General features: G+C 57.2%; 21 protein-coding genes and 1 tRNA gene. 17 read left to right on the plus strand and 5 right to left on the minus strand.

Going from position 1 to position 19,950, the window contains the following annotated elements; translation table 11 throughout:
- Positions 1 to 74 precede the first annotated feature (74 nt).
- On the plus strand, positions 75 to 1,145 hold the full coding sequence (locus BLM14_RS00575; RefSeq protein WP_100000952.1) for an adenylate/guanylate cyclase domain-containing protein: 1,071 nt from the start codon (positions 75 to 77) through the stop codon (positions 1,143 to 1,145).
- Between the two features lie 91 nt (positions 1,146 to 1,236).
- Here BLM14_RS00575 and BLM14_RS32590 read toward each other — a convergent pair whose 3' ends face one another.
- Both BLM14_RS32590 and BLM14_RS00585 read right to left on the minus strand, forming a co-directional pair.
- Entirely contained in the window at positions 1,237 to 1,308 is a 72-nt protein-coding gene (locus BLM14_RS32590) for a hypothetical protein (protein ID WP_100000953.1), read from the minus strand.
- Positions 1,309 to 1,382: 74 nt separating this feature from the next.
- Positions 1,383 to 1,472, minus strand: a tRNA-Ser gene (locus tag BLM14_RS00585).
- A gap of 351 nt (positions 1,473 to 1,823) precedes the next feature.
- Here BLM14_RS00585 and rplU point away from each other — a divergent pair.
- From rplU to BLM14_RS00640, 11 genes are all read left to right on the plus strand, one after another.
- Complete coding sequence (gene rplU / locus BLM14_RS00590) at positions 1,824 to 2,309, plus strand: 50S ribosomal protein L21 (protein ID WP_099997630.1); 486 nt, start codon at positions 1,824 to 1,826, stop codon at positions 2,307 to 2,309.
- 24 nt (positions 2,310 to 2,333) lie between these two features.
- On the plus strand, positions 2,334 to 2,606 hold the full coding sequence (gene rpmA / locus BLM14_RS00595; protein WP_099997631.1) for a 50S ribosomal protein L27: 273 nt from the start codon (positions 2,334 to 2,336) through the stop codon (positions 2,604 to 2,606).
- Positions 2,607 to 2,725: 119 nt separating this feature from the next.
- Positions 2,726 to 3,346 carry a GNAT family N-acetyltransferase gene (locus BLM14_RS00600; protein WP_099997632.1) on the plus strand — a complete coding sequence of 207 codons (621 nt, stop codon included), beginning with the start codon at positions 2,726 to 2,728 and terminating at the stop codon, positions 3,344 to 3,346.
- 94 nt (positions 3,347 to 3,440) lie between these two features.
- Positions 3,441 to 4,475 carry a GTPase ObgE gene (obgE, locus tag BLM14_RS00605; protein ID WP_099997633.1) on the plus strand — a complete coding sequence of 345 codons (1,035 nt, stop codon included), beginning with the start codon at positions 3,441 to 3,443 and terminating at the stop codon, positions 4,473 to 4,475.
- A gap of 79 nt (positions 4,476 to 4,554) precedes the next feature.
- The gene (gene proB, locus BLM14_RS00610; protein ID WP_100000954.1) at positions 4,555 to 5,697 is read left to right on the plus strand and encodes a glutamate 5-kinase; all 1,143 of its coding nucleotides are present in this window, start codon (positions 4,555 to 4,557) and stop codon (positions 5,695 to 5,697) included.
- Between the two features lie 3 nt (positions 5,698 to 5,700).
- Positions 5,701 to 6,984 (plus strand): glutamate-5-semialdehyde dehydrogenase, encoded by a 1,284-nt coding sequence (locus BLM14_RS00615; protein WP_099997634.1) that lies wholly within the window; start codon positions 5,701 to 5,703, stop codon positions 6,982 to 6,984.
- 56 nt (positions 6,985 to 7,040) lie between these two features.
- Positions 7,041 to 7,637 (plus strand): nicotinate-nucleotide adenylyltransferase, encoded by a 597-nt coding sequence (locus BLM14_RS00620; protein ID WP_100000955.1) that lies wholly within the window; start codon positions 7,041 to 7,043, stop codon positions 7,635 to 7,637.
- A gap of 163 nt (positions 7,638 to 7,800) precedes the next feature.
- The gene (gene rsfS / locus BLM14_RS00625) at positions 7,801 to 8,184 is read left to right on the plus strand and encodes a ribosome silencing factor (protein WP_418314194.1); all 384 of its coding nucleotides are present in this window, start codon (positions 7,801 to 7,803) and stop codon (positions 8,182 to 8,184) included.
- A gap of 124 nt (positions 8,185 to 8,308) precedes the next feature.
- On the plus strand, positions 8,309 to 8,791 hold the full coding sequence (gene rlmH / locus BLM14_RS00630; RefSeq protein ID WP_099997636.1) for a 23S rRNA (pseudouridine(1915)-N(3))-methyltransferase RlmH: 483 nt from the start codon (positions 8,309 to 8,311) through the stop codon (positions 8,789 to 8,791).
- 168 nt (positions 8,792 to 8,959) lie between these two features.
- Entirely contained in the window at positions 8,960 to 10,261 is a 1,302-nt protein-coding gene (macA, locus tag BLM14_RS00635) for a macrolide transporter subunit MacA (RefSeq protein WP_099997637.1), read from the plus strand.
- Between the two features lie 3 nt (positions 10,262 to 10,264).
- On the plus strand, positions 10,265 to 12,208 hold the full coding sequence (locus BLM14_RS00640) for a MacB family efflux pump subunit (protein WP_099997638.1): 1,944 nt from the start codon (positions 10,265 to 10,267) through the stop codon (positions 12,206 to 12,208).
- A gap of 5 nt (positions 12,209 to 12,213) precedes the next feature.
- On the opposite strand, the gene BLM14_RS32595 is transcribed toward BLM14_RS00640, so the two are convergent.
- Together BLM14_RS32595 and BLM14_RS00650 are read right to left on the minus strand one after the other, a co-directional pair.
- Entirely contained in the window at positions 12,214 to 12,591 is a 378-nt protein-coding gene (locus BLM14_RS32595; protein WP_099997639.1) for a DUF3011 domain-containing protein, read from the minus strand.
- Between the two features lie 117 nt (positions 12,592 to 12,708).
- Positions 12,709 to 13,590, minus strand: a complete 882-nt coding sequence (locus BLM14_RS00650) for a LysR family transcriptional regulator (RefSeq protein WP_099997640.1) — start codon at positions 13,588 to 13,590, stop codon at positions 12,709 to 12,711.
- Between the two features lie 132 nt (positions 13,591 to 13,722).
- Here BLM14_RS00650 and BLM14_RS00655 point away from each other — a divergent pair, with 132 nt between their 5' ends.
- Both BLM14_RS00655 and BLM14_RS00660 read left to right on the plus strand, forming a co-directional pair.
- Complete coding sequence (locus tag BLM14_RS00655) at positions 13,723 to 15,219, plus strand: CoA-acylating methylmalonate-semialdehyde dehydrogenase (RefSeq protein ID WP_099997641.1); 1,497 nt, start codon at positions 13,723 to 13,725, stop codon at positions 15,217 to 15,219.
- Between the two features lie 254 nt (positions 15,220 to 15,473).
- On the plus strand, positions 15,474 to 15,791 hold the full coding sequence (locus tag BLM14_RS00660; RefSeq protein ID WP_099997642.1) for a hypothetical protein: 318 nt from the start codon (positions 15,474 to 15,476) through the stop codon (positions 15,789 to 15,791).
- Here the strand turns inward: BLM14_RS00660 and BLM14_RS00665 are convergent, their stop codons facing one another.
- A complete protein-coding gene (locus tag BLM14_RS00665; RefSeq protein WP_099997643.1) occupies positions 15,792 to 16,445 on the minus strand; it encodes a GntR family transcriptional regulator in 654 nt (217 codons plus the stop codon). It lies immediately after the preceding gene.
- 82 nt (positions 16,446 to 16,527) lie between these two features.
- Here BLM14_RS00665 and BLM14_RS00670 point away from each other — a divergent pair, with 82 nt between their 5' ends.
- From BLM14_RS00670 to BLM14_RS00680, 3 genes are read left to right on the plus strand one after another with little or no spacing between them, the layout of a single operon-like run.
- On the plus strand, positions 16,528 to 17,421 hold the full coding sequence (locus BLM14_RS00670) for a dihydrodipicolinate synthase family protein (RefSeq protein ID WP_099997644.1): 894 nt from the start codon (positions 16,528 to 16,530) through the stop codon (positions 17,419 to 17,421).
- A 17-nt stretch (positions 17,422 to 17,438) separates the two neighbouring features.
- Positions 17,439 to 18,692, plus strand: a complete 1,254-nt coding sequence (locus BLM14_RS00675) for an NAD(P)/FAD-dependent oxidoreductase (RefSeq protein ID WP_099997645.1) — start codon at positions 17,439 to 17,441, stop codon at positions 18,690 to 18,692.
- 8 nt (positions 18,693 to 18,700) lie between these two features.
- Entirely contained in the window at positions 18,701 to 19,702 is a 1,002-nt protein-coding gene (locus BLM14_RS00680) for a 4-hydroxyproline epimerase (RefSeq protein WP_099997646.1), read from the plus strand.
- Positions 19,703 to 19,950: the final 248 nt, after the last annotated feature.

Consider the following 19,950-nt stretch of genomic DNA (forward strand, 5'->3'; position numbering starts at 1 on the left):
GTAAGCCAATCGAGATTTCGCGCAAGAAACAAAATCTCATGACAGGCGCCAGAAATCGCTGCATGATGGTGGTTATGCGACTGCCTTCCGCTCTTTCCTTCCTGGTCGACAAGGCGATCGACGCGCCGGGTGGCGACGCCTTCCTCACAGCGCTTGCAGCAGGGCTCATCGCCGACGGCATGCCGCTGGCCGGCGGTGCGCTCACCCAAGCGGCGCCGCATCCGGTCATCGAGCGGCGCACTTGGCTGTGGCGCGCCGATACGGGGAGAGTGATAGAGGCGCTGAACTTGGCCATGCCTGCCGATCCCGAGCATACCCACGTCGCTCGCAACTGGCTGACCAGCATCGGCACAGGTGTTGTACAGGAGGATTTCGCCGGCGGCGCATCTGACAGTGCTGTGCTTGGCTGGATCGCGAACCGGCCCTTCAGCGGATCCGAATCGGAACTGCTGCGTGAGGTTGCGCGCTTTGCCGCTGCGCCGCTTAACCTGCTGGCCGCGCGGTCAACCATGGCTGCGCTGTTAACGACCTACCTCGGTCGGCGCAGCGCGGCGCAGGTGCTGGCCGGCCGTTTGCGGCGCGAGCCCGGTGAGACCATCCAGGCGGTCCTGCTTTTTGCCGACCTACGCGGATTCACCGAGTTGTCAGAGTCGACTGAGGCAAGGAAAGTGATTGCCGCACTCGACGCCTGGTTCGACCGTATCGCCGGTGCCGTCCATGCCTTCGGCGGCGAGGTACTGAAATTCATTGGCGACGGCGTGCTGGCGATCTTCCCGATTGGAGAGCGTGACGCCGCCGGCGCATGTGATGCGGCGCTGCGCGCGGTCGCCGCCGCACGTGCCGGGATGGACCACCTTCACCGCGCCCGCGCCGCACAAGGCGAGCCGCCTCTGTCGTTCGGGACGGCGCTGCATCTTGGCGAGATGCTGTGGGGCAATATCGGCACTGCCGACCGGCTGGATTTCACCGCGATCGGCTCTGCAGTGAATCTGGTGAGCCGACTGGAGGGCCTGTGCAAGCCGCTCGGCCACACGGTGTTGCTCTCCGGCACCTTTGCGGCCGCAACGACGCAGCGATTGATCCCGCTCGGCGAGCACAGGCTGCGCGGCATTGCGGCGCCGTGCGCGGTTTTTACGCTTCAGTAGTGAAATGCCGCGCCTCTCTCGTCCGCTCCTTGGCTGAATTCCCGTAGTGCCAGCTTCTGACCTCAGTCGTCACTCGATGCTGGAAATTAATTCAAAGGTCATCTACGAGCAGCTGTTCGCCAGATTTAGAATAGAATGTACAGGTCATTTCAACTGCGTCCATGATCCACGTACAAACTCCAGCGGCCGCTGGTTCAGTCGCTAAGTTTCTGATATGTATAAATAACTAATAAGAACTGGCGGAGAGGGAGGGATTTGAACCCCCGATGGAGTTGCCCCCATGCCGCATTTCGAGTGCGGTGCTTTCAACCACTCAGCCACCTCTCCGCGTGTGGGATCAATTGTAAAGACCCCTTATAATAATGGCGGGAAGTTATATCCTGCCGGTGCCGCGATGCCCCGAAGGACTTGGCTTGAGCGTGCGGCGTGCTAGATAGCGGGCAAAGCTTCAGGATACAAGAGCAATTTTGCGTTAAATTTCTTGACTCTGTGACAAAGCTGATCTTATAAGCGCCCGACGACTGGCGTGGGGGGATTCTCCGCGCCGTTTGTTTTTGAATTCGGGTGCCTTTATTCTTACGGGTCAAGGCGCCTTTCGATCAATCTGTCACGACTGACAAAAAGACGGTTATTGCCGCAAAACGGCACAAAACCGAACCGAACTCCGAAAGGGAAAAAATGTTCGCAGTCATCAAGACCGGTGGTAAGCAGTATCGCGTTGCCGCCAATGACCTCCTGAAGGTCGAGAAAGTTACCGGCAATGCCGGTGATATCGTTGAATTTGCCGAAGTTCTGATGGTTGGCGTCGGAGCTGATGCAACGATCGGTGCTCCTGTTGTAAGCGGCGCGCTGGTCACAGCCGAAGTCGTTGAGCAGGGCCGTGCACGCAAGGTCATCGCCTTCAAGAAGCGTCGCCGCCAGAATTCCAAGCGTACGCGTGGTCATCGTCAGGAATTGACGACGATCCGTATCTCGGAAATTCTCACCGGTGGTGCGAAGCCTTCCAAGAAGGCCGCTGAAAAGTCGGCCAAGAAGGAAGCTGCTCCGAAGGCAGAAGCTGCCGCTGCGGACGTAACCGCAACCGAGACGAAAGCCGCCCCAAAGGCCAAGGCTGCGCCGAAGAAGGCTGCTGCCAAGGCTGAGAAGCCCGCTTCGGGCGAATAAGAACAGGTTTAAAGGAGCAATCCGATGGCACATAAAAAAGCTGGTGGTTCGTCACGCAACGGTCGTGATTCAGAATCGAAGCGCCTTGGCGTGAAGAAGTTCGGCGGCGAGCGCGTGCTCGCTGGCAACATCCTCGTCCGTCAACGCGGCACCAAATGGCATCCCGGCGTCAACGTTGGCCTGGGCAAGGATCATACTTTGTTTGCACTTGAAGCAGGCACTGTTTCCTTCCGCACCAAAGCCAACGGCCGTAGCTACGTGTCGATCGTCAACCCGATCGCCGAAGCAGCAGAATAGCCGGTCCTGCTTGAAGCACCGGCGTCCCATCGGACCCGGTGTATGGCAACCAAGCCAAAAGATCAAAGGGGAGATGGGATTACCACCCATCTCCCCTTTCGTATCTGGAGGAACGACAAATGGTTGCTGAAATACTGGAAGACGATGAAGAACGGCTGGATCTGATAGACTGTCCGGTTCTCGTTACGGAACGCCTTGTTTTGCGCGCGCCTCGTAAAGAGGACGTGGATGCAATTGCCCGTCTCGCCGATAACCTTCATGTGGCCGAAATGCTTTCCCGCATGCCGCACCCCTATACGAAGGATCATGCGGTGGATTTCGTTCGCCGCGCCAATGCGGGCGAGATCGGCAAATGCGTCTACGCGATTACCCTTGCGCAATCGGGTACCTTCATTGGTTGCTGCGGTATCAATTACCGGCGCAACAAGGATGAGTATGGCGGCTCGCGCAAGGATGAGCTGGAGATTGGTTACTGGCTGGGCGAGCCCCATTGGGGCAAAGGCTATGCAACGGAAGCTGCACATGCGCTGGTAGATCTGGTATTCCGGGCGACACAGGTGGAAAAGCTGCACGCTTCCTGCCGCGTTTCGAATATCGCTTCACGCCGGGTGATCTATAAGAGCGGATTCCAGTATGCCAACACCGGCATGATGGATTCGCTGGTGGCTGGTAATGTGCCCGTCGAGCGTTACATGCTCGACCGACGCACGTGGATTGGCCTTCGCAGCTGGACATCATGATTATCTATTGGCCGCCTTCGAGATTGCTGCGGCCAGTTTTCTTCTCCGGGATTTTCCTGTAATGCCTCGGAACATCAAAAAGGACTGAACTTCCATGAAATTTCTCGACCAGGCGAAAGTCTATATCCGCTCCGGCGACGGTGGTGCCGGCTCGGTGTCGTTCCGCCGTGAAAAATTTCTGGAATTCGGTGGTCCCGATGGTGGCGATGGCGGTCGTGGCGGCGATGTCTGGGCGGAAGCGGTCGATGGCCTCAATACGCTGATCGACTATCGCTATCAGCAGCATTTCAAGGCCAAGACCGGCATGCATGGCATGGGCCGCAACATGACCGGCGGCAAAGGTGCCGATGTCGTGCTGAAAGTGCCCGTCGGCACGCAGATTTTTGAAGACGACAATGAAACGCTGATTGCCGATTTCACCGTTGTCGGCCAGCGTTATCGCCTCGCTAAAGGTGGCAATGGCGGTTTCGGCAATCTGCATTTCAAGACGTCGACGAATCAGGCGCCGCGCCGTGCCAATCCGGGACTTGAGGGTGAGGAACGCAATCTCTGGCTACGGTTGAAGCTGATCGCCGATGCCGGGCTGCTCGGCAAACCCAATGCTGGCAAGTCGACTTTCCTGGCTAGCGTCACAGCAGCCAAGCCGAAAATCGCCGACTATCCGTTCACGACGCTGCATCCCAATCTTGGTGTTGCACGCATCGATGCCCGCGAATTCGTAATTGCAGATATTCCGGGCCTGATCGAAGGCGCACATGAGGGCGTCGGGATTGGCGACCGGTTTCTCGGCCATGTCGAGCGGACACGCGTGCTCCTGCACCTTGTATCGGCGCAGGAAGAGAATGTCGCAGAAGCCTACAAGACCGTGCGTGCTGAACTCGAGGCCTATGGCCATGGTCTTGCGGACAAGCTGGAAATCGTGGCGCTAAGCCAGATTGATACGCTGGACGCTGCAGCGCGCAAGAAGAAGGCTACAGCACTGAAAAAGGCTGCGGGGCGCGAGCCGATGCTCCTGTCTGCCGTCAGCCGCGAAGGCGTGGAGCAGGTGCTGCGAGCACTGTCTGCGATCATCTTGGAATCGCGTGAATCCGAAGCGCCTGTCGAGGTCGATACGCGATTCAAATATTGAGTGATGGTAACCATCGAGTGATGCAATGTCCGTGAAATCCGCACAGATCCGCGAAGCGCAAGACGAGGCAAGGCAAGTCCTGTTGCCGAAGCTTTCCAGTTATCGTCGGATTGTCGTGAAGATCGGGTCGGCATTGCTCGTGGATCGCGCCAGCGGCTTGAAGCGCGACTGGCTTGAAAGCCTGGGTAGGGACGTCGCTGCGCTTAGTGCATCGGGCGTAGAGATGATGATCGTCTCGTCAGGCGCGATTGCGCTGGGCCGGACCGTTTTGGGCTTGCCAAAAGGCGCGTTGCGGCTTGAGGAAAGCCAGGCAGCGGCGGCCGCTGGTCAGATCGAGCTGGCCAAGGCCTATGCGGAAGTCCTCAGTCACCACAAGTTGCGTGCCGGACAAATCCTGTTGACTCTCGCCGATACGGAAGAGCGCCGCCGCTACCTCAATGCGCGCGCTACAGTCGGGACCTTGCTGCGGCTGAAAGCCGTGCCTGTGATCAATGAAAATGACACAGTAGCCACCACCGAAATTCGTTACGGTGACAATGACCGGCTTGCGGCACGCGTCGCGACCATGATGGGTGCGGATCTGTTGATCCTGCTTTCCGATATCGATGGGCTCTATACGGCTCCACCGCACCAGAATCCTGATGCGCAATTCCTGCCTGTCGTCGAGGCGATCACGCCGGAAATCGAGGCGATGGCTGGAGCGGCTGCGTCGGAATATTCACGCGGTGGCATGAAGACCAAGCTCGACGCCGGCAAGATCGCCAATGCAGCGGGCACGGCCATGATCATCGCATCGGGCACGCGCTTCAATCCGCTGGCGGCGATCGACAAAGGTGAGCGCTCCACACTTTTCAAGGCAAGCTCGACGCCAGTTAACGCCTGGAAGACGTGGATATCCGGTAATCTTGAGCCATCAGGGCGGCTGGTGATCGACGAGGGCGCTCTGGTTGCGCTGAAGTCCGGGAAGTCACTGCTCGCCGCAGGTGTGCGCGAAGTCGCCGGCCAGTTCATGCGAGGCGACACCGTTGCGGTCTATGGTCCCGATGGACGCGAGGCGGCGCGCGGCCTTGTTGCCTATGATGCAGCAGATGCTACAAAAATTGCCGGGCGCAAGACCAATGAGATTGCGACAATTCTCGGTTATGATGCGCGTTCCGCGATCATTCATCGCGACGATCTGGTGGTGCGTGCGGCAAGGCGCGTGGCCACCGCCAAGGAGTGAACGATGTTGAGACGAGTGGATGCAGAGCAATCCGTTGCGGAATTGATGGCCGATATCGGTCGTAAGGCGCGCGCAGCTGCACAGCCACTATCCATCGCGCCTCCAGACCAGAAAACGGCGGCTCTCTTGGCCATGGCCGACGCGATCGATCGCCGCAGCGCCGAAATCCTTACGGCGAACAAGCGCGATATGGCAAACGGCTTGGAAGCGGGCATGGCTGCTTCCCTCCTCGACCGGCTGAAGCTCGACGACAAGCGTATCGCCGGCATTTCGGAAAGCATCCGCACGATCGCCGAGCTTAAGGATCCAGTTGGAGATATCATTGCCGAATGGGATCGCCCCAATGGTCTGCACATCGAGCGCGTGCGCACACCGCTCGGTGTCATCGGGGTGATTTACGAGAGCCGTCCAAACGTGACGGCAGATGCAGGTGCGCTTTGCCTCAAATCCGGCAATGCGGTGATCCTGCGCGGCGGCTCGGATTCGATCCATTCGTCGAATGCCATTTGCGAGGCTCTGTTGGAAGGCCTTGAAGTTTCTGGCCTGCCGAAGGATGCGATCCAACTGGTCCCGACCACGGATCGTGCGGCGGTTGGCGAAATGCTCAAAGGTCTTGGGGGCAATCTCGATGTGATCATTCCGCGCGGCGGCAAAAGCCTTGTGGCGCGTGTACAATCGGAAGCCCGAGTGCCGGTCTTTGCCCATCTGGAGGGGCTCTGCCATCTCTACATAGATGCCTCTGCTGATCTTGCCATGGCACGCAAGATCGCGGTGAACGCGAAAATGCGCCGGACGGGGGTTTGCGGCTCTGCCGAAACACTTCTCGTCGATAGGCTCATCGCGCCATCGCATCTGGTGCCCTTGCTCGAGGATCTGCGTGCAGCAGGCTGCGAAATTCGCGGCGACAGCGCAGTGACCGAGCTCTTTGCTGACGCCAAACGCGCTACGGATGAAGATTGGTCGACGGAATATCTGGATGCGATCATCTCGGTAAAGCTGGTCGACGGCATCGGCGGCGCGATCGGACATATCAATCACTATTCGTCGCATCATACGGAAGCCGTGATCGCCGAGGATTTGCATGTCGTGGAGCGGTTTTTCAACGAGATCGACTCGGCCATTCTCCTGCACAATGCCTCGACGCAATTTGCCGATGGCGGCGAATTTGGCATGGGTGCCGAGATCGGCATTGCCACAGGCAAGATGCATGCGCGGGGGCCCGTCGGTGTTGAACAATTGACTTCATTCAAGTACCGCGTACGCGGTAATGGTCAGACGCGTCCGTGATAATAAAACAGGCGCTGCGAGCGAGCTTCCCCGGCGTCAGCGAAGCGCATTTGCGCATGCCTTTCGTTGAAAAGGGGATGACGGTCGGCTTGTTTGGCGGTTCCTTCAATCCACCGCATGCGGGTCATGCACTTGTTGCCGAAATCGCGCTGCGACGCCTGAAGCTCGACCAGCTCTGGTGGATCGTCACCCCGGGTAATCCGCTCAAGGACACACGCCATCTGGCGCCTCTGGCCGAACGCCTGGTACGCTGTGAAGCCCTCATACATGATCCGCGAATAAAGATCACTGCTTTCGAGGCGGCCCACCAAATTCGCTATACCGCGGATACGCTTGCAATGATAAAGGCGCGTAATCCGGGCGTGCATTTTGTCTGGATCATGGGGGCTGACAATCTCGCGGATTTTCACCGCTGGCAGCGTTGGCAGAAGATCGCGCTTACTTTCCCCATTGCAGTCATCGACCGGCCAGGATCGACACTGGCGTTCCTTTCGTCGCGCATGGCAAAGACATTCGACTACGCGCGGATCGACGAGACCGACGCACCGATGCTTGCCCGCTCGAAGGCGCCAGCCTGGACATTCATTCATGGACCAAGGTCATCGTTGTCGTCGACCGACATTCGCAACGGAGCGGCGAAACCCAAAGGCTAACGATTGCGTTACAAGCTGCGTATGACTTACTTCGATATGACGTCTTGAAAGTGTCATGCGACTCTGCCTATCTTAAAAGCGTGCAGTAAGAATACAGACTGCGGCGCGTTGTTCTTAAGGGAAAGGAAATACACTGAGAACAGCATTTCAGAAGAAGGATGCCTTGGCACCTTCAACGGCGGAGATGAACGGAATCAATTCCGTATCTCTTGCCCTCCAGTCAGTCCTTGCCAGTCTCGAAGACTCCAAGGCTGAAAACATTGTCCCCATCGACCTTCGAGGCAAGTCCGTCATCGGTGACCATATGGTTATCGCGTCGGGACGTTCGCATCGTCATGTGACGGCGGTCGCGGACCAGCTTTTGCGCGCTCTGAAAGAGAACGGGCATGGCAATGGCGTGAAGGTCGAAGGTCTAGCCAGCGGTGACTGGGTGCTGATCGACACGGGCGATATCATCATCCATATTTTCCGCCCCGAAGTACGCGAGTTCTACAACATCGAAAAGATGTGGCAGGCTCCCGAACTAGACGGAGAGACCGTGCATTAATCGAACGATCGGGACGCTCGGGCCGGGAGGCTGGTGAACGTTCTGAACGTTGACATATCTTGGGCCGGTGGCTGATCGGTTCGAATGTTTTCGGGTCGAACAGTCCCGGATACTGGAGAGTGCCATGCGTATCACTGTTTTTGCCGTGGGCCGGATGAAATCTGGCCCCGAACGGGAATTGGCAGGCCGCTATTTTGACCGCCTGAAAAAGACCGGTACCCCGCTTGGCCTCGAATTCTCCTCCGTCACTGAAATTTCTGAAAGCCGCGCTCAGCAGCCGGAATTACGCAAGCAGGAAGAATCCTCCAAGGTTCTCGAAGCGCTGGATCAGGGCGGAGTTCTTGTCCTGCTCGATGAGCGCGGCAAGACGATGCCTTCCGAAGCTTTCGCCCAAGCTATTGCGCGATTTCGCGACGCGGGCAAACGCCAGCTTCTCGTAGCCATCGGCGGACCGGATGGACACGACGCGTCTCTGCGCGACCGCGCCGACCTTGTTCTCGCGCTCGGCGCCATGACATGGCCGCATCAGATCGTCCGCATCCTTGTTGCGGAACAGCTTTACCGCACAACGACGATCCTCTCAGGACATCCCTATCACCGGGTGTGAGCTCATTCAGCCCTCGTTCATACCCGGCTACCGATAACAGCGATCTGACGATCATTACGAAAATATAATGATCTCAATGCTTTTCGGGCGAACCCCTCATCTCTATTTCTTGATAACATGCATCAAGATGAGTGCTCATCGTCTGCGCAACAAGATGGAACGGGTTAGATGAACGAGACAGCCAGAACAGCCAAGCCGGACAAGGCGTCGCCCGATACGTCCAATGTCACATTTATACCGGGGGCTGTTCCGCCAGGACGAAAGAAACGGCGCTCGCGTCTATGGGTATGGCTGCCTGTTGTCCTCGTCGCGGCAGGTACTGGCTATTATGCGTGGAGCCAATACAAAGCCTCTATATCGACCGCCGCGGTGGTAACGCAGGCTGTTGTGCGCGGCGACATCGAGAACGCCGTGACTGCTGTTGGGACGCTCGATTCGATCAAGTCAGTTGATGCCGGTGCGCAGGTTTCCGGACAGTTGAAGGTGTTGCATGTCGCTATCGGTGACAAGGTCACGCAGAACCAGCTGATTGGCGAGATTGATCCCGCTACTATCCAGAACCGGATTGAAATCGACCAGGCGGAACTTGCCAATCTTCTGGCGCAGCTCGTCTCCAAGAAAGCACAGCTTGTGCTGAAGCAGGCCAACATCGACCGGCAGCGTAACCTAGTGGCGACGCGCAGTGTTTCGCAGTCGACCCTTGATCAGGCCGTCGCGGATCTTGCGGCAGCCGAGGCCGATGTGAATGCCCTGGAGGCGCAGATCCGCAAACAAAAGGCGACGCTTGATGGCGATGAGGTGGATCTCGGCTACACGAAGATCTACGCACCGATGGCCGGCACCATTGCGGCAGTTCCGGTCAAGGAAGGCCAGACGCTGAATGCGAGCCAGACCGCGCCGACCATCGTCACGATTGCCGATCTCTCGACTATGACGGTCAAGGCGCAGGTTTCGGAAGCGGACGTCAGCAAGCTCAAGATCGGTATGGATGCCTATTTCACGCTGCTGGGTCAACCGGGCAAGCGCTATACCGGCAAGTTGCGGCAGATACAGCCAACGCCGGATATCGAAAACAACGTCGTTCTTTACTACGCGCTGTTTGACGTCCCCAATCCTGACGGTGATTTGATGATCTCGATGAGTGCCCAGGTGTTCTTCGTGCAATCGGCCGCTAAGAATGTGCTGGTCGTGCCAAGTGCCGCTATTCACTCCACGAGCGGTTCGCGTCGCGAAGCGGCCGATGGTGCACCGCGCAAGGCCGAAGTTGCCGTGGTCACCTCTTCCGGTGCGACTGAGATGCGGGAAGTCGAGGTTGGCATCCGCAACCGCGTCAATGCCGAGATCAAGAGCGGTCTGAAAGAAGGCGACCTGGTTGTCGTTGGATCGGGGAGCGATGGCGATGCAACAACGACGACCCGTGGTACCGGCAATCGTTCGCAACGCGGCATGCGCATGCCGCCGATGTTCTAAGCCGTGACCGCTATTATTTCGCTCAAGGATATCAGCAAGACCTACTATAATGGCGATCTCGCCGTTGAGGTCCTGCATGGCATTTCGCTCGATATCGAGGCGGGTGAGTTCGTCGCGATCATTGGGCAATCCGGCTCTGGCAAGTCGACGCTGATGAATATTCTTGGCTGTCTCGACAAGCCGACCAGTGGCAACTATCTGCTCGACGGCGAACATGTATCCGGTTTTGAGCCAGACGAACTCGCGGGGTTAAGGCGGCGCACCTTTGGTTTCGTCTTCCAGAGCTATAATCTGATACCGACGGCCAGCGCGCAGGAAAATGTCGAGGTCCCTGCAGTTTATGCGGGTGCATCCGCGCGCGACAGGCACGACCGGGCTGAGGCGCTTCTCAGTTCGCTGAAGCTCGGCGACAGGCTGGACCATCGCCCCAATCAACTTTCCGGCGGTCAGCAACAGCGTGTTTCCATTGCGCGGGCGCTGATGAATGGCGGGCGCATCATCCTTGCCGACGAACCAACCGGCGCCCTTGACAGCCAGAGCGGCGAAGAGGTGATGGCGCTCTTGCGCAGCATGAACGAAAGCGGCCATACGATCATCGTCATCACGCATTCGCGTGAAGTTGCCGAACAGGCCGACCGGCTGATCGAGCTGCGCGATGGCCGCGTCATTTCTGACCGCACCAAGAAGCGGAGAAGCAATCCGGAGGCCGCTTCAGGACTTAAACAAAAGGCGGTTGAAGGTGTTGCAGCGATTGCCGATGTAACGGAAGCTATCAAGATGGCTATTCGTGCACTGCGCGCCAATTTATTCCGCACGATACTCACTCTGCTCGGCATCGTCATTGGCGTGGGGTCCGTGGTAGCCATGCTGGCCATCGGTACCGGGGCGCAGAATTCAGTGCTGGATCGCATTTCGTCGATGGGCTCGGACCTCCTCGTCGTTCGACCGAATATGGCCAACTTCCGGGGTGGCACAGGCGGTAGCGTCGTCACGCTGATCCCGGCCGACGCCGATGCCATTCTCGAGCTGCCGAATGTTGCGTTTGCGGTGCCGGAATTGACCAGTACTGTAACGGTACGCTACGGCAATATCGATTATCAAACCTCCGCCAACGGCACCGTGCCGCAGTTTCCGGTGGCCAAATCCTGGAAAATCGGCAAAGGCGAGTTCATCAACCAGGATGATATGGACGCGTATGCGCCAGTGGCCGTGCTCGGTCGGACGGTGGAGAAGACCCTCTTTCCCGACGGAACAAGTCCACTCGGCAAATATGTGCTGGTGAACAAGATTCCATTCCAGATCATCGGTGTGATGAGCGAAATGGGGGCTGGACCAGGCGGCAATGATCAGGACGATACGATCGTCGTTCCGTTGACGACCGGAAGCATGCGGCTTTTCGGTCAGCGCAATGTGCGTTCCATCACGGTTCAGGTGAAAGATGGCGGCGCCATCGACGCAACGCAGGAGACGATCCAAGCGCTGCTTGATCGGCGTCACAAGAAGCAGGATACGCAAATCACCAACATGGCCTCGATACGTGAGGCGGTGACAGAGACATCCAACACGCTGAAGCTTTTCCTTGGTGCTGTGGCAGCAATTTCGCTGCTTGTTGGCGGTATTGGGGTGATGAACATCATGCTGGTCAGCGTCAGCGAAAGGACCCGCGAAATCGGTGTCCGCATGGCGACAGGCGCGCGCCAGCGCGATATCCTGTTGCAGTTCATTATAGAGGCGCTTGTAGTTTCTGCTATCGGTGGCGCGATTGGTGTGGTGGCAGGGCTTGGAACGGGCGTGCTTGCCAAGGTCCTCGGCGCGCCGATCAGCTTCACAGTCGGACCTGTGGCGCTGGCATTCGCTTGCTCGTTCCTGACGGGATTGGTTTTCGGCTATCTGCCGGCTCGAAACGCTTCAAGGCTCCAGCCGGCAGTTGCTCTCAGCTCCGAATAGGCGGATTAAAAGTCCAGTTCGAATTCAACGCCATCGTTTCGTCTGCGCCGAGGATAGTAATCGTCGCCACCGCGTGGTGGGTAACGGTCATCCCAACCACTATCCCTGTCGCGCCAACGTGGCCGGCCGCCTGAATCCGCGAAAACTGCTGCGCAACCTCGATCGACCCAGATTGTACCTCGCTGAAATCCCCAAGTATCGCCGGCAATGCAAGGAGACTTCGAAAGCTGCCGTGTGATGCGCGGACGGCGCATATCAGTATCGCATTCCCTGTATTTGAATTTGCGCGATTCACATTTGACGGCATTCTGTGCCTGGGCAGGCTCCGATATGAACTGTGCGCCACCAAGGGCAATCGCAAATGCCAGGATATATCGGTACATTTTTCCTCTCCGATATGATTCGTGCCCACCATTATGTGCATTATTTGAAGCCGAAGGGGTCAAATTTGTTCCGTGCTGGTTAATCAAATTTTTGCTTTCATTTGTCACAAGCGGTGTTCAGGAAAATCGGCCGGTCTCACTGTTCACCAGATCGGAAATGAAGCTGGATACGGCCGTGATGCGACGGAGTGTGCGGACGGATTCGTGATAGGCCAACCAATAGGACCGGCGGATCGTACGTTCCGGCAATACCGGGACCAGGTCGTCGTGTTCACGTGCGATGAACATGTGCAAAATGCCAATCCCTGCACCCGCCCGCACCGCTTCGACCTGCCCAAGGGCGCTGGAAATTTCGAATGCAGGGCGCCAGTCGCGGGTGATTTCTGGTGCGTAATTCAATGATTGACTGATGACGAGGTCGTCCACATAACCGACGAGGCGATGTTTCGAGAGTTCATCCACAGACTGTGGCGCGGGATGCTCGGCGAGATAGGAGCGGCTCGCATAGAGGCGCAGGCTGTAATCGACTAGTTTGCGTGCGACGAGACGACCTTGATCGGGCCGATCGACGGTGATGGCGATATCCGCCTCGCGCCGCGAAAGCGAAAAGGAGCGGGGGACAGGAACCAGCTGGATCTTGAGATCAGGATAGCGGGCAGTGAGCAATGCCAAGCGCGGTGCGAGGAATGTCACGCCAAATCCATCCGGCGCACCAATGCGGACTGAGCCTGAAATCGATACATCGGCGTCACCAAGCGAAGAGCGGATAGAAAGCATTTCGGCCTCCATACGTTCGGCCGAAAGCAGAAACTCCTCGCCTGCGTGGGTAAGCTCGCATCCGTTGGTGCGCCGGGTCAGGAGTTTTGTATTGAGATCGTTCTCAAGCGCTGTGAGCCGCCGTGCTACCGTGGCGTGGTTGACGCCAAGGCGCTTCGCTGCACCGAGGATTTGCCCTGAGCGCGCCACAGCCAGAAAAATACGCACGTCATCCCAGTTCATTGAGTGTCCTCCAGATATAGTGGTACTTCAATTTTCGCACAACGGATACGCTTTTGCTCGGCTTGCAATAAAGATTTTGAAGCGCGATGATAGGACAATAGAAATCCATCAATTGCAGGGAGGTTGCTCGCAATGCGTGAAGTTGGTCATTTTATCGGTGGCAAGCATGTCGCCGGAACAAGCGGTCGCACGACCGAGATTTATCAGCCCATGGACGGCACGATCCAGGGGACAGTGGCCTTGGCAACTCCAGCTGAAGTGCGTGCTGCCATCGAGGACGCAAAGGCGGCACAGCCGAAATGGGCTGCAACCAATCCCCAGCGCCGCATTCGCGTCATGCGCAAGTTCCTCGAGTTGGTCGAAGCCGAGTATGACTCGCTGGCCGAGCTTTTGGCACGCGAGCACGGCAAGACCATTCCCGACGCCAAGGGTGATATTCAGCGCGGTCTGGAAGTGGTCGAGGTCTGCCTCGGCGCCGCGCACATGCTGAAGGGCGAGTTTTCTGACAGTGCCGGTACCGGCATCGATGTCTATTCGATGCGTCAGCCGCTCGGTGTCGTTGCAGGCATCACGCCCTTCAACTTTCCAGCGATGATCCCCCTGTGGAAGGCCGGCCCTGCCATTATTTGCGGCAATGCCTTCATTCTGAAGCCATCGGAACGTGACCCCGGCGTGCCAATGCGGCTTGCGGAACTCTTCATCGAAGCCGGTCTTCCTGCTGGTATCTTCAATGTCGTCAATGGCGACAAGGAAGCAGTCGACGCGATTCTCGACGATCCGGACATCAAGGCCGTCGGCTTTGTCGGTTCCACGCCGATCGCCCAATACATTTACACGCGCGCTTCTGCTAACGGCAAGCGCGCCCAGTGCTTCGGCGGCGCGAAGAACCACATGATTATCATGCCGGACGCCGACATGGACCAGACGGTCGATGCGCTGATCGGCGCGGGTTATGGTTCAGCGGGCGAACGCTGCATGGCGATTTCCGTTGCAGTACCAGTCGGCAAGGATACGGCGGACCGTTTGGTAGAGAAGCTGATTCCGCGCGTCGAGAGCCTCAAGGTCGGTCCGTCGACCGACATGTCGGCTGATTACGGTCCAGTCGTCACCAAGCAGGCGTTGGAACGCATCCAGGGCTATGTCAATCTTGGCGTAGAGGAAGGTGCGAAACTCGTTGTTGACGGCCGCGGCTTCAAGATGCAGGGCTACGAGAACGGTTACTATATGGGCGGCTGCCTGTTCGACCATGTGACACCAGATATGCGCATCTACAAGGAAGAAATCTTCGGACCGGTTCTGGGCATCGTGCGTGCCGATACTTACGAAGATGCGATCCGCCTGCCAAATGAGCATGAATATGGCAATGGCGTTGCCATCTTCACCCGCGACGGCGATGCAGCCCGCGATTTCGCTTCGCGTGTACAGGTAGGCATGGTCGGTATCAATGTGCCGATCCCGGTTCCGATTGCTTATTACACATTCGGTGGCTGGAAAGGCTCCGGCTTCGGCGATCTCAATCAGCATGGCCCGGATGCATTCCGTTTCTACACCAAGACAAAGACCGTCACGTCACGCTGGCCTTCCGGTGTGAAAGATGGTGCGGAATTCGTCATCCCGACGATGAAGTAATATCAAACGGAATATCGGTATAAAAAAGGGGCCGCAGCAGTTATGCCACGGCCCTTTTGCTTGAAGTTCGGATGAAACATCCCCACGTCATATATGTAGATGGAATCGGCATTCTGGCCGGTTTTGTTGACAGGAACCGAAACTCGGAAAGGAGCGAGACGGTGCGTACGAAACGACAAGCTGTCATCCTTCCGGTATACTGAGCGCAGAAACGCGCCTCTGTTGCCGGCTCGGAGCGGCCAAGGAGGTGCGTTATGAAACGCATTTACATCGACAGAATTATCGTATCCGGATTCGCGGCGGCATTGTTTGCCGCGAGCGTCGTGGCTGCTGATGCGCAGATTGTTATCTGCGCACCGCATGCCCAGATTGTCGAATATTTGAAGGATGAGTTCCAGGAACTTCCAGGTGCCTATGGCCTGGTTGGAGACAAGGCAATTCTCGAGCTATTTCTTGCGCCTGAAGGAGTCACCTGGACTATTGTCCTTACAGATATTTCCGGCAAGAGCTGCATTCTTGCGGCAGGCGATTCCTGGGAACAAAAGCCCGACACCGCAGGTTTGAAAACATGATCACGGCGCAAGTGTGCGCAGATGATTGATCAGTTTGGAGGCTTCATCCGCCGCCTGTTCGGGTTCCCGCGCTACTATTGCGTTGATCAAGGCCCTGTGGGCGCCTGCCGATTGCTGCAGGCTGCCAGGTCTCTGCAGGCGGAACCAGAAACGCCGGCTATGGGTTTGCAGGGGCGAAGCGAGACGGGCGGCGAAAGGGTTTTCCGCCGCCTGTCCGAGCACAGTATCAAAAATCTTGTCGGCCATAAGAAAGCTGCCAACATCGTCGGCCGCCAGGGCTGCGCTCATTGCATCGGCCGCTTCCTTCAGACGCTTATGGTGCAGCGCCGCGCCGTAATGCGCAGCGTCACGGGCGAGGACCCGTTCCACGCCTTCGCGGGCATCAAGCACCTTACTGAAGTCCTGGGGATTGAGCGCCGCAATTGCGATGCCTGAGCGAGGGCGGATTTCCATCAATCCTTCCCAAGCAAGCTTCTGTACTGCCTCGCGCACGGGCGTGCGACCCATAGCCGTAATGTCTGTCAATGCACGCTCATTGACGATCGCGCCGGGTTCCAGCTTCAGCGTTACGATCATCTCCTCGATCTGGCGATAGGCAAGTTCTGCCAGGCTTTCGCCCGTCTGGGCAATGGTGTGGACAGCAGTTTGATACATACGTCGAATCTTTCAATTTATCACGATTGACAGCAATGAATGTTATAGATATATTTCTGATATATCAAGAAGGAGCAGACACATGTGGTCAGGTGTATTCCCGGCTGTTACCAGCAAATTCACGCAAGATGATAATCTCGATCACGGGGAAATGGAACGTTGCTTCTCTCTCCTCATGGAGGCAGGTTGTGATGGCCTGATCGTCGTTGGCTCTCTCGGAGAAGGTCCGATGCTCAGCCATGACGAGAAGATCGAGGTTTTGAAGACGGCGCAAGGCGTGGCCAGAGGCAAGCCGGTGCTCCTGACGATCAATGAGGCAGCAACGCGTGATGGCGCAGCGCTTGCCAAGCGCGCCGCCAAGGCTGGCGCTGATGGATTGATGCTTGTTCCAAGTCCCATCTATCATACCGATCCGGAAGAGACGGTTACGACATTGAAGGCTGTTGCCGCTGCAGGTGACCTGCCGGTCATGATCTATTCCAATCGCATTGCCTACCGTGTGGATGTGACCAGCGATATCCTGGCTGAACTGGCGTCAGATAATCATTTTGTTGCTATCAAGGAATCCTCGGATGATATCCGCCGCACCACGGATATCGTCAATACTTTTGGTACCCGTTTCGACCTGTTTACGGGCGTCGACAATCTGGCATTCGAAGCGCTGACCGCTGGCGCCATCGGCTGGGTAGCGGGCCTCGTTACTGCCTTCCCGAAGGAAACTGTCGCAATTTACAAGCTGGTTCTCGCTGGCCGTTATGCGGAAGCGCTGGAAATCTATCGCTGGTTCCGCCCGCTGCTCGATCTCGATGTTTCCACCTATCTGGTGCAGAATATCAAGCTGGCGGAAGTGCATGAAATCGGCACGAATGACCGTGTCCGCCTGCCACGCCAGCCGCTGCGCGGCGAACGTCGTGCCGCTGTGGAGCAGACGGTCAAGGATGCGATTGCATCCCGTCCGAAGCTGCCGGTCCTCTAAAGCCGATCGGCTGATCGATGGACGCGCAGGCGGGTAAGCAGGATATAGTCATCATCGGTGCCGGTATTGTCGGCATCGCCATTGCCGCCTGCTTGTCTGAGGCGGGACGCCGGGTTCTTGTTGTTGACCGGCAGGGTATTTGTGAAGGAACGAGCTCCGGCAATGCAGGAGCCTTGGCTTTTTCCGATATTCTCCCTATGGCCTCCAAGGGCGTCATTGCCAAAGTCCCCGGCTGGCTCATGGATCCCCTGGGTCCGTTTAGCATCCGGCCGTCCTATCTGCCAAGACTCACGCCATGGCTTTATCGGTTCTGGCGTGCCAGTCGCACCGCTGTGCTGGAGCAAACCACGCAAGCGCAAGGCGCGATGATGCGGCTTGCCGAACCGGAAATGCTTGGATTGATGCAGCGGGCAGGTATTCGCCACATGGTGCGCGAAGATGGGTCGCTTGAGCTCTATGAAAGCGAAGAGGAACTGAATGCCGCCTTGCCGGGCTGGGACGCTCGCAAGAGGGCTGGTGTCGCCTTCGAGCATCTGCGCGGCGAGGAACTTGCCGACAACCAGCCAGGGCTCGCATCGCGTTTTATAGCGGGCACCTTTGTACCTGGCTGGAAGACGGTCAGCGACCCCCAGCATGTTGGCAAGGGTCTGTGGAGCTACGCGACAAGCCTGGGGGCTATGTTTCTGCAAGCCGAGGTCGCGTCTGTTGCGACAAGTGAAGCTGGTGCTGCAATTCTCCTGAGCGATGGCCGAAAGATCGATGCTGCAAAGCTGATTGTCGCTGCTGGGGCATGGTCGCATCGGCTGGTAAAGACCCTCGGCGATGCAATTCCCCTCGAAACCGAGCGCGGCTATAACACGACCTTGCCTGTTGGGGCGTTTGATCTCAAGCGCCAATTGATTTTCTCAGGTCACGGCTTCGTCGTCACCCCTTTGGAAACGGGCATTCGCATCGGCGGAGCTGTCGAGCTTGGCGGACTCAATTTGCCGCCGAACTACAAGCGTTCCGACGCCATGCTGACGAAAGCAAAAACATTCATGCCCGGCCTTAAGGCGACCGGCGGACGGCAATGGATGGGATATCGTCCGTCTTTGCCTGACACCTTGCCGGTTATCGGCTATTCAAAAGCAAGCAAAAATGTTCTCTATGCTTTCGGTCATGGCCATCTCGGGCTGACTCAGTCGGCAGCGACAGGCCGTTTGATCACCGATCTGATTGTCGGAAAGGAACCGCCGATCCCGATTGATCCATTTTATCCGCAAAGGTTCTGAGGAGCACCATGGCGCGCCATTCTTTCTTCTGTGTCGACGGTCATACCTGTGGCAATCCGGTACGCCTGGTTGCGGGGGGAGGGCCAAATCTTTCCGGCGCGACCATGATGGAAAAGCGCGCGCATTTCTTAGGCGAATTCGACTGGATTCGCACAGGCCTGATGTTCGAGCCGCGGGGCCACGATATGATGTCGGGATCAATTCTCTACCCGCCGACGCGTGACGATTGCGATGTCGCAGTGCTCTTCATAGAGACTTCCGGCTGTCTTCCCATGTGTGGGCATGGGACGATTGGGACCGTCACCATGGCGATAGAACACGGGCTGATTACCCCGAAGACACCAGGGGTTCTCAAGTTGGACACGCCCGCAGGGCTCGTTGTTGCAGAATATACGCAGGAGGGGCAATACGTTACCAGCGTCCGCATCACCAATGTCCCGGCCTTTCTCTATGCCGAAGGACTCGAAGTGGAATGTCCGGATCTCGGAACACTGGTTGTCGATGTTGCCTATGGCGGAAATTTCTATGCGATCGTCGACCGCCAAAAGAATTTCTCTGATCTCGCTGACTATCGCGCGCTCGATCTTATTGGCTGGAGCCCTGTATTGCGCGAACGCCTGAACGAGCGCTATTCATTCCAGCATCCGGAAAAGCCGGACATCAATGTGCTTAGCCACATCCTGTGGACGGGCGCGCCCACCCAAGCGGAAGCGCACGCACGCAATGCCGTATTTTACGGTGAAAAGGCTATCGATCGCTCGCCCTGTGGCACGGGAACATCCGCCCGCATGGCGCAGCTGGCGGCCAAGGGGAAACTCAAGCCGGGCGATGATTTCGTACACGAATCAATCATCGGATCCCTGTTTCATGGAAGGGTCGAGAGAACAGTCAATGTTGCGGAAAGGCCGGCCATTATTCCATCCATATCCGGCTGGGCACGCATGACAGGATACAATACGATTTTCATCGATGACCGAGATCCCTTCGCTCATGGGTTCGTGGTTAAGTGAGCCGTTGGGGACAGCCGGTGAAATAAGGCGCGCATAGGCAATTCGTCTAATAGGATCGAAAAGGCCGGAATTTCCGTTGCATTACATGCAAAATTTGGTGAAAATTTCCAGCAAATCTATGCGAGCAAATGTAACGTTATTGTGTGCGCCAAAAAAGCAGTTGCTTTCTTTAACGCAGACGCTAGGTGTAAAGATATTGGGGCAAACGGGAACCGGATAAAAAAACCGGATAATAAACTTCCCAATAA

Source organism: Phyllobacterium zundukense (assembly GCF_002764115.1).
In the GTDB taxonomy this organism is placed as follows: domain Bacteria; phylum Pseudomonadota; class Alphaproteobacteria; order Rhizobiales; family Rhizobiaceae; genus Phyllobacterium; species Phyllobacterium zundukense.

What these genes read in the sequence shown, in the direction of transcription:
- BLM14_RS00675 (WP_099997645.1), top strand. Translation starts at nt 17,439, where the DNA reads ATGGACGCGCAGGCGGGTAAGCAGGATATAGTCATCATCGGTGCCGGT.
- BLM14_RS00665 (WP_099997643.1), bottom strand. Translation starts at nt 16,445, where the DNA reads ATGTATCAAACTGCTGTCCACACCATTGCCCAGACGGGCGAAAGCCTG.
- rpmA (WP_099997631.1), top strand. Translation starts at nt 2,334, where the DNA reads ATGGCACATAAAAAAGCTGGTGGTTCGTCACGCAACGGTCGTGATTCA.
- BLM14_RS00615 (WP_099997634.1), top strand. Translation starts at nt 5,701, where the DNA reads ATGTTGAGACGAGTGGATGCAGAGCAATCCGTTGCGGAATTGATGGCC.
- BLM14_RS00620 (WP_100000955.1), top strand. Translation starts at nt 7,041, where the DNA reads ATGCCTTTCGTTGAAAAGGGGATGACGGTCGGCTTGTTTGGCGGTTCC.
- BLM14_RS00655 (WP_099997641.1), top strand. Translation starts at nt 13,723, where the DNA reads ATGCGTGAAGTTGGTCATTTTATCGGTGGCAAGCATGTCGCCGGAACA.
- BLM14_RS00660 (WP_099997642.1), top strand. Translation starts at nt 15,474, where the DNA reads ATGAAACGCATTTACATCGACAGAATTATCGTATCCGGATTCGCGGCG.
- obgE (WP_099997633.1), top strand. Translation starts at nt 3,441, where the DNA reads ATGAAATTTCTCGACCAGGCGAAAGTCTATATCCGCTCCGGCGACGGT.
- BLM14_RS00575 (WP_100000952.1), top strand. Translation starts at nt 75, where the DNA reads ATGCGACTGCCTTCCGCTCTTTCCTTCCTGGTCGACAAGGCGATCGAC.
- rlmH (WP_099997636.1), top strand. Translation starts at nt 8,309, where the DNA reads ATGCGTATCACTGTTTTTGCCGTGGGCCGGATGAAATCTGGCCCCGAA.
- macA (WP_099997637.1), top strand. Translation starts at nt 8,960, where the DNA reads ATGAACGAGACAGCCAGAACAGCCAAGCCGGACAAGGCGTCGCCCGAT.
- BLM14_RS00650 (WP_099997640.1), bottom strand. Translation starts at nt 13,590, where the DNA reads ATGAACTGGGATGACGTGCGTATTTTTCTGGCTGTGGCGCGCTCAGGG.
- rplU (WP_099997630.1), top strand. Translation starts at nt 1,824, where the DNA reads ATGTTCGCAGTCATCAAGACCGGTGGTAAGCAGTATCGCGTTGCCGCC.
- BLM14_RS00670 (WP_099997644.1), top strand. Translation starts at nt 16,528, where the DNA reads ATGTGGTCAGGTGTATTCCCGGCTGTTACCAGCAAATTCACGCAAGAT.
- BLM14_RS32595 (WP_099997639.1), bottom strand. Translation starts at nt 12,591, where the DNA reads ATGTACCGATATATCCTGGCATTTGCGATTGCCCTTGGTGGCGCACAG.
- BLM14_RS00600 (WP_099997632.1), top strand. Translation starts at nt 2,726, where the DNA reads ATGGTTGCTGAAATACTGGAAGACGATGAAGAACGGCTGGATCTGATA.
- BLM14_RS00680 (WP_099997646.1), top strand. Translation starts at nt 18,701, where the DNA reads ATGGCGCGCCATTCTTTCTTCTGTGTCGACGGTCATACCTGTGGCAAT.